Annotated in this window: 12 protein-coding genes and 1 pseudogene; 7 read left to right on the top strand and 6 right to left on the bottom strand. The window is 69.0% G+C overall.

All coding sequences use genetic code 11. The annotated features are described in order from the left end of the window. Positions 1-17: 17 nt before the first annotated feature. On the bottom strand, positions 18-1,241 hold the full coding sequence (locus tag ABZ382_RS11545) for a hypothetical protein (protein ID WP_357087004.1): 1,224 nt from the start codon (positions 1,239-1,241) through the stop codon (positions 18-20). A gap of 1,200 nt (positions 1,242-2,441) precedes the next feature. After that, a pseudogene (locus ABZ382_RS11540) lies at positions 2,442-3,983 on the bottom strand (DEAD/DEAH box helicase); the annotation flags it as partial. Between the two features lie 430 nt (positions 3,984-4,413). Between ABZ382_RS11540 and ABZ382_RS11535 the strand changes: the two are divergent. The 3 genes from ABZ382_RS11535 (at position 4,414) to ABZ382_RS11525 (ending at position 6,507) form a co-directional block, all read left to right on the top strand. Further along, positions 4,414-5,448 (top strand): alpha/beta fold hydrolase, encoded by a 1,035-nt coding sequence (locus ABZ382_RS11535; RefSeq protein WP_357087002.1) that lies wholly within the window; start codon positions 4,414-4,416, stop codon positions 5,446-5,448. 45 nt (positions 5,449-5,493) lie between these two features. Further along, positions 5,494-6,183 carry a ferritin-like fold-containing protein gene (locus tag ABZ382_RS11530; protein WP_357087000.1) on the top strand — a complete coding sequence of 230 codons (690 nt, stop codon included), beginning with the start codon at positions 5,494-5,496 and terminating at the stop codon, positions 6,181-6,183. Positions 6,184-6,279: 96 nt separating this feature from the next. Next, entirely contained in the window at positions 6,280-6,507 is a 228-nt protein-coding gene (locus ABZ382_RS11525) for a DUF3107 domain-containing protein (RefSeq protein WP_213559758.1), read from the top strand. Positions 6,508-6,603: 96 nt separating this feature from the next. Here ABZ382_RS11525 and ABZ382_RS11520 read toward each other — a convergent pair whose 3' ends face one another. Beyond that, positions 6,604-7,269, bottom strand: coding sequence for a TetR/AcrR family transcriptional regulator (locus tag ABZ382_RS11520; RefSeq protein WP_357086998.1), 666 nt, complete (start codon positions 7,267-7,269; stop codon positions 6,604-6,606). Positions 7,270-7,658: 389 nt separating this feature from the next. Here ABZ382_RS11520 and ABZ382_RS11515 point away from each other — a divergent pair, with 389 nt between their 5' ends. After that, entirely contained in the window at positions 7,659-8,654 is a 996-nt protein-coding gene (locus ABZ382_RS11515) for a DUF3152 domain-containing protein (protein ID WP_357087347.1), read from the top strand. On the opposite strand, the gene ABZ382_RS11510 is transcribed toward ABZ382_RS11515, so the two are convergent. After that, positions 8,639-8,809, bottom strand: a complete 171-nt coding sequence (locus ABZ382_RS11510) for a hypothetical protein (protein ID WP_357086995.1) — start codon at positions 8,807-8,809, stop codon at positions 8,639-8,641. The two genes, ABZ382_RS11515 and ABZ382_RS11510, sit on opposite strands and share 16 nt — an antisense overlap. Before the next feature lie 167 nt (positions 8,810-8,976). Between ABZ382_RS11510 and moeZ the strand changes: the two genes are divergently transcribed. Together moeZ and ABZ382_RS11500 are read left to right on the top strand one after the other, a co-directional pair. Further along, entirely contained in the window at positions 8,977-10,164 is a 1,188-nt protein-coding gene (gene moeZ / locus ABZ382_RS11505; protein ID WP_357086993.1) for an adenylyltransferase/sulfurtransferase MoeZ, read from the top strand. Positions 10,165-10,335: 171 nt separating this feature from the next. Beyond that, on the top strand, positions 10,336-11,187 hold the full coding sequence (locus tag ABZ382_RS11500) for a TIGR02569 family protein (RefSeq protein ID WP_357087345.1): 852 nt from the start codon (positions 10,336-10,338) through the stop codon (positions 11,185-11,187). An 87-nt stretch (positions 11,188-11,274) separates the two neighbouring features. Here ABZ382_RS11500 and ABZ382_RS11495 read toward each other — a convergent pair whose 3' ends face one another. Both ABZ382_RS11495 and ABZ382_RS11490 read right to left on the bottom strand, forming a co-directional pair. Then, the gene (locus ABZ382_RS11495; protein WP_357086990.1) at positions 11,275-12,729 is read right to left on the bottom strand and encodes a nitrate/nitrite transporter; all 1,455 of its coding nucleotides are present in this window, start codon (positions 12,727-12,729) and stop codon (positions 11,275-11,277) included. 145 nt (positions 12,730-12,874) lie between these two features. Continuing rightward, positions 12,875-13,558, bottom strand: a complete 684-nt coding sequence (locus tag ABZ382_RS11490; protein ID WP_357086987.1) for an FCD domain-containing protein — start codon at positions 13,556-13,558, stop codon at positions 12,875-12,877. A gap of 170 nt (positions 13,559-13,728) precedes the next feature. On the opposite strand from ABZ382_RS11490, the gene ABZ382_RS11485 reads away from it, so the two are divergent. Beyond that, positions 13,729-14,934: an MFS transporter gene (locus ABZ382_RS11485; RefSeq protein WP_357087343.1), complete on the top strand. Its 1,206-nt coding sequence runs from the start codon at positions 13,729-13,731 to the stop codon at positions 14,932-14,934. Positions 14,935-15,008 lie beyond the last annotated feature (74 nt).

The following is a 15,008-nucleotide window of genomic DNA, read 5'->3' as shown; positions in this document are numbered from 1 at the left end:
CGATCATGCCGGACGAGTCAGGAATGCGCCCCCACGCCGTACACCTGCGTGCCCCGGCGTTCCAGGAACACCGTTCCCGACACTCCTAGTGAGATGGGTTCCTTGTGATAGTCACTGCGCTGCAACGGGATTCGTGAGGTCTGCGCGCCGGTGGCGGGATCCAGGATGGCCAGTCCGTCCGGGATCGGGGCGATCAGCTGGCCGGACATCATCGCGGCGGTGCCGAGCACATTGTGGGTGCCCCACAGCGGGTCCAGGGTGGAGAGGTTCAGCGCGACCAGCGCCTCACCGGTGAAGACGAAGTAGCCCGACGACAGCCGCGCCACCATGGCGGTGTCGGAGAACGCCGGCATCTGGTGCGTGGCGACCAGATTGCCGTTCACGTCGTAGAGCGCGAGAACCGGTGTGGTGGACGGGGTTCCGGGTAGGTAGAGCGCGATCCTGGTGTCGGACACCGCGATCACCTTCGCACCGTCGACCGCGCCGCCCGGCTCGGTGAGCACGTGCGAGCTGTACTCCTCCGGCGTGGTGCCGTCCTTGGGCGCGGGATTGAGGATGGTCAGCCGCGCGGCCGCCTCGTTCGGGCAGCGTTCCAGCACCGCCACCCGACTGGGAGCCGACGCCGCCGACAGCAGGGTGCAGCCGCTGCGCGGCTGGGTGTGCGGATTCACCGGGGCGTCGACATAGCCGTACTCGAGGGTGCGGACCATGTCCGAACGCCACAGTTCCAGCCGCCGCGGACCCTGCGCCAGCATGTAGGTGCTGTCGGGGGTCAGAGTGATCTTGTCGTCCATGTAGCTGGACCGGGCCGCCACCCGAGATCCGCTCTCGGCGTTGAGCAGTGTGGTCTGACTGCACCCGCGCTGATCCCGGTAGGTGGCGATGACCGTGCCGAACTGGACCTCCACCGCGCACAACGGCAGATCCCGCTCGTAGCTCCAGACCTGCTCGCCGGTGCGGGGATCGCGCCCCGACACCGTGCCGCCGTCGGCGGTGACGGCCACGCCGCCCACCACCAGCGACCGCTGGGTCGCCCCGTCGGGGGCGTGCCACAGCTCCGCGACCTGCTGGGGCACCGGATCGGTGGAGATCGGCGCGGGCAGGGTGCGGGTGGCGGTACTGGCGTGAGTACCGCGAACACCGCTGGTCAGCACCACGACCACTGTCGCGATCGCCACCAGAGCGGCGATCGCGACAGCAGTGAGAATATCGGCGCGCGTCCGCCGCTCGGGTGCGAGCACGACAGCGAGAGTAGCCGATCCGGCCGACTAGGCCGAGGCCGCGACCGCGGTGTCGGCCACCGTGACGGCGCCCTCCGCCCCGTCCTCGGTCTTCTTGCGACGCGTCCGTTTCACCGGGGCCGCCTCGGAACCGCTTGCCGCGGCTCCCGACTCGACAGCCTCGACCTCGGACTTCGCCGCCGCCTTCACGGCCTTGCGAACCCGCTTCTTCGGCGCCTCCGCCTCGGCCACGACCTCACCGGTCGCGGCGGTGGCCTTCTTCGCCCCGGCCTTGGCCTTGGCGGGCGCGGCCTTCGCGGCGGCGGCCTTCGCCGTCCCGTTGGTGGCCGGCTCCGCCTGGTTGTCGGCTGATTCGGCCTGGGCGTCGACAGCGGCGGCGGCGACCTTGCGAGTCCGCTTGGCCGGAGCCTTCTTCGGCGCCTCGACGGTCTCCGCGGCCGAAGCCTCGGCGACAGCGGCGGTCTCGGCCGGGGCCTTGCGAGTGCGCTTGCGCGGCGCCGCCTCGGCGACCGCACCCGACTCCTCGGCCACCGCCTCGACGGCGGCCTTGGCGCGGCTCGCCCGCTTCTTCGGCGCGCTCATCGCGGCCTCGCCCGAATCGGCCTGGACCGCAGCCGATTCCACCGCGGTGGTCTCGGCCACGACGGCCGCGTCCGATCCGGCGGCGGAACCCGCTGCGCCGGTGCCGGATTCGGCCACGGCCTTGGTCCGGCGCACGCGCTTCTTGGGGGCTTCGGCCGGAGCCTCGGCCACGACCGCGTCCGCGGCGGACGAATCCGCGACGACCTCGGCGGCGGCCTTGGTGCGGCGAGTGCGCTGACGGGGCGCCTCGGCGACGACCACATCGGCACCGGAGTCCGCGGCGACCGGCGCCGCGGGGGCCTCGGTCTCCGCCTCGGCGGTGGTCTGCACCGCGTCCGCGGCGTCACCGGAGTTCTTGCCGCGGCGGGTGCGCTTGCGCCCGTTGCTCGCCGGGTTCGACTCCGCCTCGCCGGTCACGGCCTGATCCCCGGCGACGTCGGCCGTCGCGTTCTCGGTCACGGCGACATCGGTCGCGGTGCCGTTCTCGGAACCCTTGCCACGGCGGTTGCGGCGGCGGTTGCGGCCGCCCTCGGCAGCTGCCTCGCCGGCCGGTTCGGCGGCGGCTTCGGTCTCCACCGAGGTGGTGGCCACGACCGTGCCGTTGGCCTCCGCACCGTTCGCGCCACCCTTGCCGCGGCGCCGGCGGCGCCGGCGGCGGCCGGTCTTCTCCGGGTCGCCGGTGGCCGAATCCGCCTCGGTGGCAATGGTTTCGGTGGTGGTCGCGGCCGGGGCCGCGTCACCCTCGGGGCGGCCGCCACGGGTGCGGCGGCGGTTGCGTTCGCGGGGCGCGCGGCGCTCGCGTTCGACGACGACGGCGTCCTCGTCACGCGGGGCCGGGCCCTTGCGCACGGTGCCGGTGACGCCCTGCGGGATGCCGAGCTCCTCGTACAGGTGCGGGGAGCGGGAGTAGGTCTCCGCCGGTTCCGGGATGCCGAGGCCCAGGGCCTTGTCGATCATGGCCCAGCGGTTCAGTTCGTCCCAGTCGACCAGGGTGACCGCGACGCCGGTCTTGCCCGCGCGGCCGGTGCGGCCGATGCGGTGCACGTAGGTCTTCTCGTCCTCGGGGCACTGGTAGTTGACGACGTGGGTGACGTCGTCGATGTCGATGCCGCGGGCGGCCACGTCGGTGGCGACCAGCACGTCGATCTTGCCTTCGCGGAACTTCTTCAGCGCCTTCTCGCGGGCGATCTGCCCGAGGTCGCCGTGGACCGCCCCGACCGCGAAGCCGCGCTCGGCCAGATCGTCGGCGACTTTCTGCGCGGTCCGCTTGGTGCGCGCGAAAATCATTGTCGCGCCGCGGGTCTCGGCCTGCAGTATGCGGGCGACCAGCTCGCTCTTGTCGAGCGCGTGGGCCCGGTAGATCAGCTGGGTGATCCGGTCGTGCACCGCGGACTCGTGGTGCTCCTCGGCGCGGATGTGGGTGGGCCGGCTCAGGAAGGTACGGGCCAGGGTGATGATCGGGCCCGGCATGGTGGCCGAGAACAGCAGCGTCTGCCGCTGCTCGGGGACCATGTTCAGGATCCGCTCGATATCGGGCAGGAAGCCCAGATCGAGCATTTCGTCGGCCTCGTCGAGGACGAGCACCTCCACCTTGCCCAGGATCAGGTGGTTCTGCTGGGCCAGATCCAGCAGCCGGCCCGGGGTGCCGACGACCACGTCGACGCCGGCGCGCAGCGCCGCGATCTGGGTGTCGTAGGGGCGACCGCCGTAGATGGCGGTCACGCGCACCGGGGTGCCCTGGTCGTCCTTCAGGTACTTGCTGGCGTTCTCCAGATCCTCGGTGACCTGCATGCAGAGTTCGCGGGTCGGCACGATGATCAGGGCGCGCGGGGTGCCGTCGAGGGTCTTGGTGCCGGAGCCGGCGGTGGCGATCCGGTTCAGCAGCGGCACACCGAAACCGAAGGTCTTACCCATACCGGTGCGGGCCTGGCCGATGAGATCCTCACCGGCCAGCGCGAGCGGCAGGGTGAGTTCCTGAATGGCGAAAGTGCGTTCGATGCCGATGTCGGCGAGGGCCCGGACGATTTCGGGGCGCACGCCCAATTCGGCGAAAGTGGGAGCGAGGTGGGTGTCGTCGAGTTCCGCGGTCAGCAGCGTGTCCGCCACACCCGGTTCCTGCTCTACGGTGATCTTGCTCAGGTTCTTGCCTTTCCTCGTTATCGCGTCTCGCGCGCACGAGGCGTGGGGCGGGCCCGGACGGCCCGCGACGACCACTAGATCCGGTTTCTCGCCGCTGCTGGGATGCCTGTCCGGGGGGATGGGCGTCGACCTGGCGCGGCGGTGCAGTGCTGCGGATCGGAGTGCGCGCACATTTTCCATGGACCGGCGGGTATGAATTTCCACCGTCCGCGGAGATTGTAGCGTGATACAACCTTCGCCCCGTTTTCCGCCACCGCCGATGTGCGGCATTATTGCGCTGGTAGGCGCGCTTATCGATATCCCACAGGGGTCTGATCCGGGGTTTCGAAGTAGCGTTAATGATTGCGGCGCACCATAATTCGGTCCGGGAGCCGGTGTGAGCCGCGTCATCGGCAGTTGAGTTGCTCACATGTGTGATACGTCGTGTACCACTATCTGCCATGGTGGTGCCGTGAGCTTGGCAGACACCGTGACAACCGCAGCGCGCAACGCGTGGGCCCTGACGTTCGGCGACGGCATCGAGGCCCCCGATCCCACCCCCTCGACGGTGCTGTCCGATGCGCCGCACCGCGAACTGCGCCGCTACGACGGCGCGGGCCCCGACGATCCGGCCGTGCTGCTGGTGCCGCCGCTGGCCGCGCCCGCCTTCTGCTTCGACCTGCGCCCCGACCAGAGCCTGGCCCGGTTCCTGCTGGACTCCGGCCGCGCCCCCTACCTGGTCGACTACGGCGACATCACCTTCGACGACCGCCGCATGGGCTTCGAGACCTGGATCGACGACATCCTGCCCGAGGCCATCCGCCAGGTGTCCGCCGATCGCGGCGGCCGCCCGGTGGACCTGGTGGGCTGGTCCATCGGCGGTGTGCTGGCCCTGCTGACCGCCGCGGCCGACCAGACCCTGCCGATCCGCTCGATCACCGCGGTGGGCGCGCCCCTGAGCTACGACCACATGTTCGGCGCGCGCGAACTGCGCACACTGGCCCGCCTCGACGGCGGCCGCACCGCGACCACCGCGATCCGCGCCCTCGGCGGCATCTCGGCACAGCTCACCCGGTTCGCGTACCGGGCCACCGCCTGGAACCGGGAACTCGAGCGCCCGCTGTTCATCGCGAGCAATATCGCCGACACCGCGACCCTGGCCCGCATGGAGACCATCGACCGGTTCCAGAATTCGCTGCCCGGCTATCCGGGACGGTTCTACAACCAGCTGTGGGGTCGCTTCATCCTCAACAACGACATCGGCAAGGGCGGGCTGCGGCTGGGCGAGCGCGAGATCGCGCTGGCCGAGGTCACCCAGCCGGTGCTGCTGGTCGGCGGACCGCAGGACGCGATCACCGCGGCCGCGGCCGTGGAGCACGGGACGAGCACCCTGACCGGGTCGCCGGATGTGCGGTACGAGACCGCCCCGGGCTCGCACCTCGGCATCCTCATCGCCCGTGACACAACATGGACCTATCTGGACAAGTTCCTGCGCGACCTGGCCTGATCGGTGACCGGTGCGCGTCAATTTCTGGGGCTAGGGTGGTGACCCATGGGAGCAAACTCGTCCACCGCCCCGGAGCCCACGGGCCACCTCATCGCCGCCGAACACCCGGGTGTCACCGACCTTTTCGCCGTTCTCGCCTACGGTGAGATCTCCGCCTTCTACCGTCTCGCCGAAGAGGCCAAGCTGTCGCCCACGCTGCGCGGCAAGGTGGCCGTCGCCAAGATGGCGGGCAACGAGGCCGAGCATTTCCAGACCCTGGAAAGCGCCCTCGCCGACCGTGGCGCGGATGTCTTCGACGCCATGGCCCCGTTCGTGCGCGCCCTGGACGCCTATCACGCCTCCACCGACCCCTCCACCTGGCTGGAGTCGATGGTCAAGTTCTACGTCGGCGACGGCATCGCCGCCGACTTCTACACCGAGATCGCCGGCGCCCTGGCTCCCGAGGTCGCCGACGTGGTGCGCGATGTGCTGGCCGAGACCAGCCACTCCGAGTTCGTGATCGAGGAGGTGCGCGGCGCGGTCGCGCAGAACCGCTCCGAACGCGACCGGCTGGCGCTGTGGGGTCGCCGGCTGCTGGGCGAGGCGATCACCCAGGCGCAGTACGTGATGGCGCAGCGCGATGAGCTCACCGAGCTGGTGCTCACCGCGACCGGCGACCTGAACGGCATCGCCACGCTGTTCGAGCATATGCAGAACAGTCACGCCGAGCGCATGCGCGTACTCGGCCTGGGCTGAGTTTCGCTATCAGCGCAGGCGGTCGGGGCCGATGCCGGTCGCGCCTGCGCTAGCGTGATCGGGACAGGACTACGACTCTAGGTTCGGAGGTTGGCCGTGGAGGTCAAGATCGGCATTTCGGATAGCCCGCGTGAGCTCGTCATCAACAGCTCGCAGACCCCGGCCGAGGTCGAGGCGCTCGTCAGCGGTGCGCTGCAGGGTGAGGGCGGCGTCGTGGCGCTCACCGACGAGAAGGGCCGCAAGTTCCTGATCCAGGCCGCGAAGGTCGCCTATGTCGAGATCGGCGCTCCGTCCTCGGGTCGTGTCGGCTTCGCCGCCGTCTAGTTTCCCGCGCGCGACGCGGTAGATCGCGCGAAAAGAATTGGCCCGCCGACTTTGTCGGCGGGCCATTCTTTTTGATTCAACGAGAGTTGTTATCTCTCAATCGATCGGGTGCAGCGGAACGTGCTTGAGCCCGCCCCAGCACAGCGCGACCGTGGTGTCGACGGCGTCGTCCTTGGGGATCGGGCGGTCCGCCTCGAGCCAGTACCGCGCGCTGAGCTGGCTGGCGCCGACCAGGCCGACCGCGAGGACACGGGCCCGGTAGGGGTCCAGACCGGAGTCGTGGGCGACCAGGTCGAACACCGCGTCCACACAGGCCTCGGTGGCCTGCTCGACCCGGCGCTGCACCTGCGGCTCATTGGTCAGATCCGATTCGAAAACCAGCCGGAAACCCTGGGTTTCATGGTCGACGAAGTCGAAGTACGCGGCGACGGCGGCGCGCACGCGCTGCTTGTTGTCGGTGGTGGAGCGCAGCGCCTGGCGCACGCTCGACACCAGCACGTCGACGTAGTTCTGCAGCACCGCCAGGTACAGCTCGAGCTTGCTCGAGAAGTGCTGGTAGAGCACCGGTTTGCTGACGCCGGCGCACTGCGAGATCTCATCCATGCCGGCGGCGTGATAGCCGCGTTGCACGAAGACCTCGCTGGCTGCGGCGAGAAGCTGCGCGCGGCGCGCCTCGCGGGGCAGACGGGTGCCGCGCTTGCTCGTCGCCATGGCCTCGGGCGACATGCGGTGCGATGTCATCCGGTCCACGAGGTCAGTCATTGCCTATTTCTCCCAGTTGATTCCCGGTGGGAAGGATGTTCACCGGTATCCCACGAACGATACGCGCTCAGGGGGCCGCTGCCGATCCAGGTTCCGAATATTGGTCGCGTGATGCTCGCATTGATTATGCGAGGCCGATCACAACTGTGTAGCACATGTTCCGATTTGTGAGGTCTGCCGCAATAGCGTGAGATATCTCGCAGCAATGATCACGGGCTGGGACGGCAGCTCTCGGCGACCGGGCGGGCTGTGAGAGTCTGTCAGGCGTGACCGAGAAGGCCGCCGGCAACAAGCGACGGGGTAGACCGAGCGGGCCGATCTACGATCCGCTCGGTTTGTACGACGACGACGGCGCATCGGAGACCGGCCCGTCGGTATCTTCTGGGCTCATCACGCAACCCGATCCGGACCTCCCCGCCGAGGACCGCCCGCTGCCGCATCAGCCGCTGCGCGCCCGCTGGGACCCCACCGCCCCGCCCGCCGACGCCCGCAATCGCCCGCGCCCCGACCGCGAGACCAAGAAGCAGAGTCCGCTGGGCCGGTTCGTGAACACTTACGGCTGGCGCGCCTACGCCCTGCCGGTGCTGCTGGTGATCACCGTCGTGGTCGCCGTCGACGCCTTCCGCCACACCGGTGACAGCGATGCCGGGCTGCCCGGATTCGGACGCTTGAGCGAGTACACCGACAAGCCGGGCCGCATCATCGGCGGCGCACCCAAGGGCGACGGCAAGTACGCCGTCGACCTGCCCACCGGCGCGGTCCCGCCCGGCGGGGCCTATACCGACACCGGCGCCGGCACCTGGCGGGTGATCCCGGGCACCACCGCGCAGGTCGGCACCGGCACCCAGCACGCCTTCACCTACTCGGTCGAGATCGAGAACGGGGTGGACACCGCGTCCCTGGGCGGTGACGCGGCGGTGGCGCAGATGATCGACGCCACCCTCGCCAATCCCAAGTCCTGGACCCATGATCCGCGCTTCGCGCTGCGTCGCGTCGACACCGGCAACCCGGACTTCCGCATCTCGCTGACCTCGCGCGACACCACCCGCAAGTCGTGCGGTTTCGAGATCCCGGTCGACTCCTCCTGCTACAACACCGAACTGGGCCGCGTCGTGCTCTCGGAGGTGCGATGGGTGCGCGGGGCCCCGGCCTTCGAAGGCGACGTCGGCTCGTATCGGCAGTACCAGATCAATCACGAAGTGGGCCATGCCCTCGGCTACCACGAGCATCAGCCGTGCGAGACCGACGGCGGGCTGGCCCCGGTCATGATGCAGCAGACCTTCGGGACCCGGAACAACGACATCGCGAAGCTGGATCCCGAAGGCGTGGTGCCGATGGACGGCAAGACCTGCCGCTTCAACCCCTGGCCCTACCCCCGCGCCTGAGCGACCTCGGGCCTGGCACCGGGCAGCTCGGCCGCGGTCACGGGTCGCGCGGATTCCATTGCGCCGGAACGCCGCTGTCGCGCCACTCCCAGCCCGGCCAGCGCCCCCAGGGCAGCGCTCGCCGCGGCGGTGAGGACCGCCGCCCGGAACCGCATGGATCTGTTCCACGCGCCCGCCCTGTTCCCGGCGTTCGGGCTACCGAGCGGCCTCTGATCACCCCCGGGTTCGTCAGGGGCCTAGGCTTGGGGAAGAACGGCCCCAATCTCTGTGTTGCAGAAATGGCCGCGAGTTTCCGGCGAATTCGATTGAGGAGTCCGCACACGTGACAGCATCGCATCCCTCCCTGCCGCCCCTGGTGGAGCCGGCGGCGGAGCTGACCCGGGACGAGGTCGCCCGCTACAGCCGCCATCTGATCATCCCGGATCTCGGGGTGGACGGTCAGAAACGTTTGAAGAACGCCAAGGTGCTGGTGATCGGCGCGGGCGGGCTCGGCTCCCCGGCGCTGCTGTACCTGGCCGCCGCCGGTGTCGGCACCCTCGGCATCGTCGAGTTCGACGAGGTCGACGCGTCGAACCTGCAGCGGCAGATCATCCACGGCGAATCCGATATCGGCCGCTCCAAGGCCGACAGCGCCCGCGACTCGATTCTGGAGATCAATTCCGGAATCACGGTGGAGCTGCACAAGATTCGGCTCGAGCCCGATAACGCGATCGAGCTGTTCCGGCAGTACGACCTGATCGTGGACGGCACCGACAACTTCGCCACCCGCTACCTGGTCAACGATGCCGCCGTGCTGGCGGGCAAGCCGTACGTGTGGGGTTCCATCTACCGTTTCGAGGGCCAGGTCTCGGTCTTCTGGGAGGACGCCCCCGACGGCCGCGGCATCAACTACCGCGACCTGTATCCGGAGGCCCCGCCGCCGGGCATGGTCCCGTCCTGCGCCGAGGGCGGCGTACTGGGCGTGCTGTGCGCGTCCATCGGCTCGGTCATGGTGACCGAGGCGATCAAGCTGATCACCGGTATCGGCGACCCGCTGCTCGGCCGGCTCATGGTGTACGACGCACTGGACATGAACTACCGCACCATCAAGCTGCGCCGCGATCCGGAGCGTCAGCCCATCACGGAGCTCATCGACTACGACGCGTTCTGCGGCGTGGTGTCGGAGGAGGGCCAGGCCGCGGCCATCGGCTCCACCATCACCGCCCGTGAGCTCAAGGAGATGCTGGACGCGGGCAAGGATGTGGCCATCATCGACGTGCGCGAGCCCGTGGAGTGGGACATCGTCCGGCTCGAGGGCGCGACCCTGATCCCCAAGGACCGCATCCTCTCGGGTGAGGCGCTGTCGGAGCTGCCCCAGAACACCCCGATCGTGCTGCACTGCAAGACCGGTATCCGCTCCGCGGAGGCGCTCGCGGCGCTGAAGAACGCGGGCTTCTCCGACGCGACCCACCTGCAGGGCGGAATCATCGCCTGGGCCAACCAGATCGACCCCTCGCTGCCGGTCTACTGAGTCCGCGCGGACGGCCCTCGGCGGTAGCGCGGGGGCCTGTCCGGGGGCGGTCCGGGAGCCGGGAGGTAACGCCTCGGTCGCCGGTGTTTCACACCATGGTTTCGGCGTGTGGAACGGTCGGCGCGGCGAGGGTCGCGAAAACCTGGCCAGCGGTACCGTACGCGCGTGACGATGACTGTTGTGGAACCTCCTGAGCATGTGCGCTCAACCTTCGGGTTGCGCGAGGAACCGCCGGTCCCGTTGGGGAACTGGGATGGCGGCTGGCGATGTGGCGATGTCGTCTTGAGCCCGGTGACCGATCATGCGCGTGCCGCCTGGTCGGCGAAGGTGCGCGAGACGCTGCGGGTGGACGGGCTGCGCCTGGCGCGGCCGGTACGGGCCACCGATGGACGGTATGTCGTATCCGGGTGGCGCGCCGACACCTACCTCGAAGGCGTGCCGGAGCCGCGGCACGACGAAGTGGTGTCGCTGTCGCTGCGGCTGCACCAGGTGACCGCGCAGCTGGAACGCCCGCGTTTTCTGGCCGCGCAGCCGGTCGCGCCGTGGGCCGACGTGGACGTGTTCGCGGCCGCCGATCGGGCGGCGTGGGAAGCGGTTCCGCTGCGCAGCCTGAAGCTGGGCGGCATGCTGCCGTCCACCTCACCGGACGGCGACCGCAGCCTGACCCTGATCACCCAGTTGTCGACCCTGCGCAAGCCGGTGACGACGCCCCCGCAGCTGGTGCACGGCGACCTGTTCGGCACCGTGCTGTTCTCCGGCGGTTACGCGCCGGGCCTGACCGACATCACCCCCTACTGGCGTCCCGCGCCGTGGGCGGCGGCGGTCATCGTGGTGGACGCCCTGTCCTGGGGCGGCGCGGACGACGGTCTGTTGGAGCGCTGGGCCCAGTTGCCCGAGTGGCCGCAGATGCTGGTGCGCGCGGTCATGTTCCGGCTGGCCGTGCACGCCCTGCACCCGCGCTCGACCCCCGAGGCGTTCCCGGGTCTGGCCCGCACCGCGGACATGACCCGCCTGCTGCTCTAGGGACCCCTGCGAAACCATGCGGAAAGGCCGCACCGGGCGACGAATTCCGGTGCGGCCTTTCCGTTCCCCAGGGGCGGTTGGGGAGTCTTACACGTTCGCGTGGGCGAGCGAGGGCGCCCGGCCGACAGCGAACGAGGATCGCAGGTAGAACCACCAGCACAGCGCGCCCATGGCGAGGTAGGCCACCACATAACCCCAGAAGGCCGGATTCATGCTGTGGTAGTGGGTGTTCGACAGTCGCAGCGCCTGCTGCAGGATCCAGCCGCCCGCCGCGCCGACCGCGCCGATCACGCCGATGGCCGCGCCCGCCTGCCGTTTGGCCGAGATCAGCGCGTCACCGATGTCCTGCCCGGTCTCCGAGGCGTGCCGCCGCGCTTCCGCGGTGAAGATCATCGGGATCATCCGGTAGGTCGATCCGTTGCCGATGCCGCTGAGCACGAACAGCAGCAGGAACGAGGCCAGGTAGAGCGGAAAGTTCTTGGCGGACAACGACGCCACGATGAGCGCGGTGGCGAAGGCCATGCCGCCGAAGACGTAGAGCGTGATCCGCGCGCCGCTGAGCTTGTCGGCGATCCACCCGCCGAAGGGCCGGCTGAAGGATCCGACCAGCGCGCCGAGGAAGGCCAGGTTGCCCAGCGTGCTCATCCAGCCGATCTTGGCCAGGCTCGGGAAGTTGGCCTTGAGCAGGGTCGGGAAGGCGAAGGAGAAGCCGATGAAGGAGCCGAAGGTGCCGATGTAGAGGATGGCCATCACCCAGGTGTGGCGGTTGGCCAGCGCCCGCTTATAGGACGTGCCATCGGATTTCGCGCCGGACAGCGAGTCCATGTAGCGCAGTGCGCCGACGAGGGCGGCCAGGATGAACGGAATCCACACCAGCACCGCGAGCGTGATGCCGAAGCGGTATCCGGCGGCGTCCTTGGCCATGATGTGGGTGCCCAGGGTGATGATGAGCGGTACGAACAATTGTGTCTGTGCCACACCGAGATTGCCGCCCGCGGCATTGATGCCCAGGGCCGCGCCCTTCTTGCCCTCGGGGAAGAAGAAGTTGATATTCGCCATGGAGGACGAGAAGTTGCCGCCGCCGACACCGGCGATGGCGGCCAGCAGCATGAACACCCACATCGGGGTGCCGGGCTGGTTGATGAAATAGGCCAGGCCCAGTGTGGGCAGCAGCAGCATGCCCGCGCTGAACGCGGTGAACGCGCGGCCGCCGAAGCGGGGGATGGCGAAGGTGTAGGGCACCCGTAGCGCCGCGCCGACCAGGGTCGGGGTGGAGGTGAGCAGCAGGGCGTTGTTCACGGCGTCGGGATTGTTCTTGCCCAGGAAGGCGAATCCGGCCGAGCCCATGGCGGTGACGACGCTGGCCCAGAGCACCCAGACGCTGAATCCGAGGTTTTCGGCGAATACCGAGAAGATCAGATTCTTGCGGGCGGTCTGTTTACCCCCGTTTTCCCAGAATTCGGTGTTATCGGGTTCCCAGCGGTCGATCCAGCGCCCGCGTTTCTGATAAGTGATTTCGGTAGGCTCGATAACTGTTGCCATGAGCGGTTGTCCTCTCGGCTGATGCGACCGCCCTCATCTGCGGTCCCGTCAACCGTAGGAAGCCCGTTTTACGTCCGGGTGTTTTTCCGTGACGGAGAAGACAATTCGGGCTCACTTGGCCCAGATTCGCATGGTGACCCTTCGGTTACCCGAAATTCTTATCGAGCGTCCGGTATTCAGCCATGAGCGAGTCCAGGAAGCAGTTGGCCGTGCGGGCCGCCCGGTCGGGGTCGCCGTCGATCACCGCGGCCACCAGTTCGGCGTGCTCGTCGTGGTAGTTCTCGCCCTCGCGCGCGGAGCGGAAACGGATGCCCGCGGCGATCACCGGCAGCAGTGAGTCGTAGAACTCGAGGTACACCGCGTTGTGGCTGGCGACCACGATGGCGCGGTGCAGTTGCACGTCCGCCTCGATGGCGGCGTCGAAGTCGCTGTCCCACAGCCGGGTCCGGTCGTCGAGCAGTCGCCGGAGTTCGGCGATGTCGTGGTCGTCGCGGCGGGCGGCGGCCAGCCGGGCGGCCGTGGTGTCCAGGGCCTGGCGCAGTTCGAGCACGTCGCGCTGCTGGGCGTCGGCGAAGTACTCGGTGAGGGTGCCGCCGAGGGTGGAGGTCGAGATGACGTAGGTGCCCGAGCCTTGTCTGCGTTCGAGCATGCCGGCGTGGACGAGGGCCTGCACGGCCTCGCGCACGGTATTGCGGCCGGTGCCGGTGAGTTCGGTGAGTTCGGGCTCGGTGGGGATGCGCGAGCCGACGGCCCAACGGCCGGAACGGATTTCGGCACGAAGCTGCTCGGTCACCTGGGCGATGAGGCTCGTGCGCCGGACTGGTTGCACGGGGGACAGCGTACCTTGCCTCACATTCGTTGCATCACATCATCGGGTCATCCTATGATTTCGTGGTGACTGCGACGATGGATGAGACGATGGCCCCCGGGCGGGGCACGACCCGTACCCCTGCCGAGCCGGGGCGCGTCCATCTCGAAGCGCCGAACCCCCGGTCCGCGATGTCGAAGCGCGCTCTCATCGAGGGCCGTCTGCTGGTGCTGGTCGCCATCGTCATGTCCGCGCTGACCCTGCGTATCGCGGTCACCGCGTTCACCCCGCTGGCCGCCCGAATCGGCGACGACATCGGCTATTCCACCGCCGTGGTCGGCGTCTTCGGCATGCTGCCGACCGCCATGTTCGCCCTCGGTGGCCTGCTCACCCCCGTGCTCTCGCGCCGTTTCGGCCTGGAGATGACCGCGCTGGCGGCCATGCTCATGACCGGCATCGGCTCGGTACTGCGCGCCCTGGTGCCCGACACCTGGCAGCTGCTGGCCTTCTCGGCCTTCGCGCTGGCCGGCATGGGCATCGGCAATGTGGTGATCCCGCCGCTGGTCAAGCGGTACTTCTCGGATCGGCTGGCGCTGCTCAGCTCGGTCTACATCGTGATGGTGCAGCTGGGCACGGTGTTCCCGGCGCTGATCACGGTCCCGATCGCGGACGCGCACGGCTGGCGGTTGTCGCTGGGCATGTGGGCCGCTTTGGCCTTCGCCGCCGCGCTGCCGTGGATCGCGGTGCTGCGCACCCGCCGCGCGAACGCCCGGTTCGACACCACCGAGCTGCCCGCGGACGCGGCCGAGTCCACCGGCCGGGTGTGGCGTTCGCCGCTGGCCTGGGGCATGGCCTTCATGTTCGGCATGACCTCGCTGATCACCTATTCGATGTTCACCTGGCTGCCCACGATCTTCGGCGACGCGGGCGCGGACGCGGCGTTCGGCGGTTCGATGGTCGGCATCTTCGCGCTGATCGGCCTGGTCGCGGCGTTGAGCGCGCCGATCGTGGTGGGCCGCATGGCCAATCCGTTCCCGGTGGTGATCGGCTGCGCGTTGTTCTTCTTCATCGGCTTCGCGGGCCTGCTGTTCGCGCCGATGAGCGCCCCGCTGGTGTGGGTGCTGGCGCTGGGCCTGGGCCCGTCGACCTTCCCGATGGCGCTGACGCTGATCAACCTGCGGACCCGCACCGGCGCCGGTTCGGCCGCGTTGTCCGGCTTCACCCAGGGTGTCGGCTATTCGGTGGCGTGCGTGGGCCCGCTGCTGTTCGGCACGCTGCACACCATGACCGGCGGCTGGCCGGTGCCGTTCGCCTTCCTCACGGTGGCGGTGCTGATTCTGATGGCCGGCGCGTGGGTCGCGTGCAAGCCGCGTTTCCTGGAAGACAGCTGGAACTGACGGTCACCCGGAGCTAGCCGGAATTTCACTTTTCGAGTTGCCGAGTCGTGAGGTTGGGACCATGCTGTGTGGCA

Origin of the sequence: Nocardia sp. NPDC005825 (assembly GCF_040630175.1) — a bacterium.
GTDB lineage: Bacteria > Actinomycetota > Actinomycetes > Mycobacteriales > Mycobacteriaceae > Nocardia.
The sequence above is the reverse complement of the archived record's forward strand: the minus strand, read 5'-3'. Positions and strand labels throughout refer to the sequence as shown.

Bases quoted from the DNA above. Each gene is read 5' to 3' on its own strand.
- ABZ382_RS11530 (WP_357087000.1), top strand. From the start codon at position 5,494: ATGGGAGCAAACTCGTCCACCGCCCCGGAGCCCACGGGCCACCTCATC.
- ABZ382_RS11520 (WP_357086998.1), bottom strand. From the start codon at position 7,269: ATGACTGACCTCGTGGACCGGATGACATCGCACCGCATGTCGCCCGAG.
- ABZ382_RS11510 (WP_357086995.1), bottom strand. From the start codon at position 8,809: ATGCGGTTCCGGGCGGCGGTCCTCACCGCCGCGGCGAGCGCTGCCCTG.
- ABZ382_RS11500 (WP_357087345.1), top strand. From the start codon at position 10,336: ATGACTGTTGTGGAACCTCCTGAGCATGTGCGCTCAACCTTCGGGTTG.
- ABZ382_RS11495 (WP_357086990.1), bottom strand. From the start codon at position 12,729: ATGGCAACAGTTATCGAGCCTACCGAAATCACTTATCAGAAACGCGGG.
- ABZ382_RS11485 (WP_357087343.1), top strand. From the start codon at position 13,729: ATGTCGAAGCGCGCTCTCATCGAGGGCCGTCTGCTGGTGCTGGTCGCC.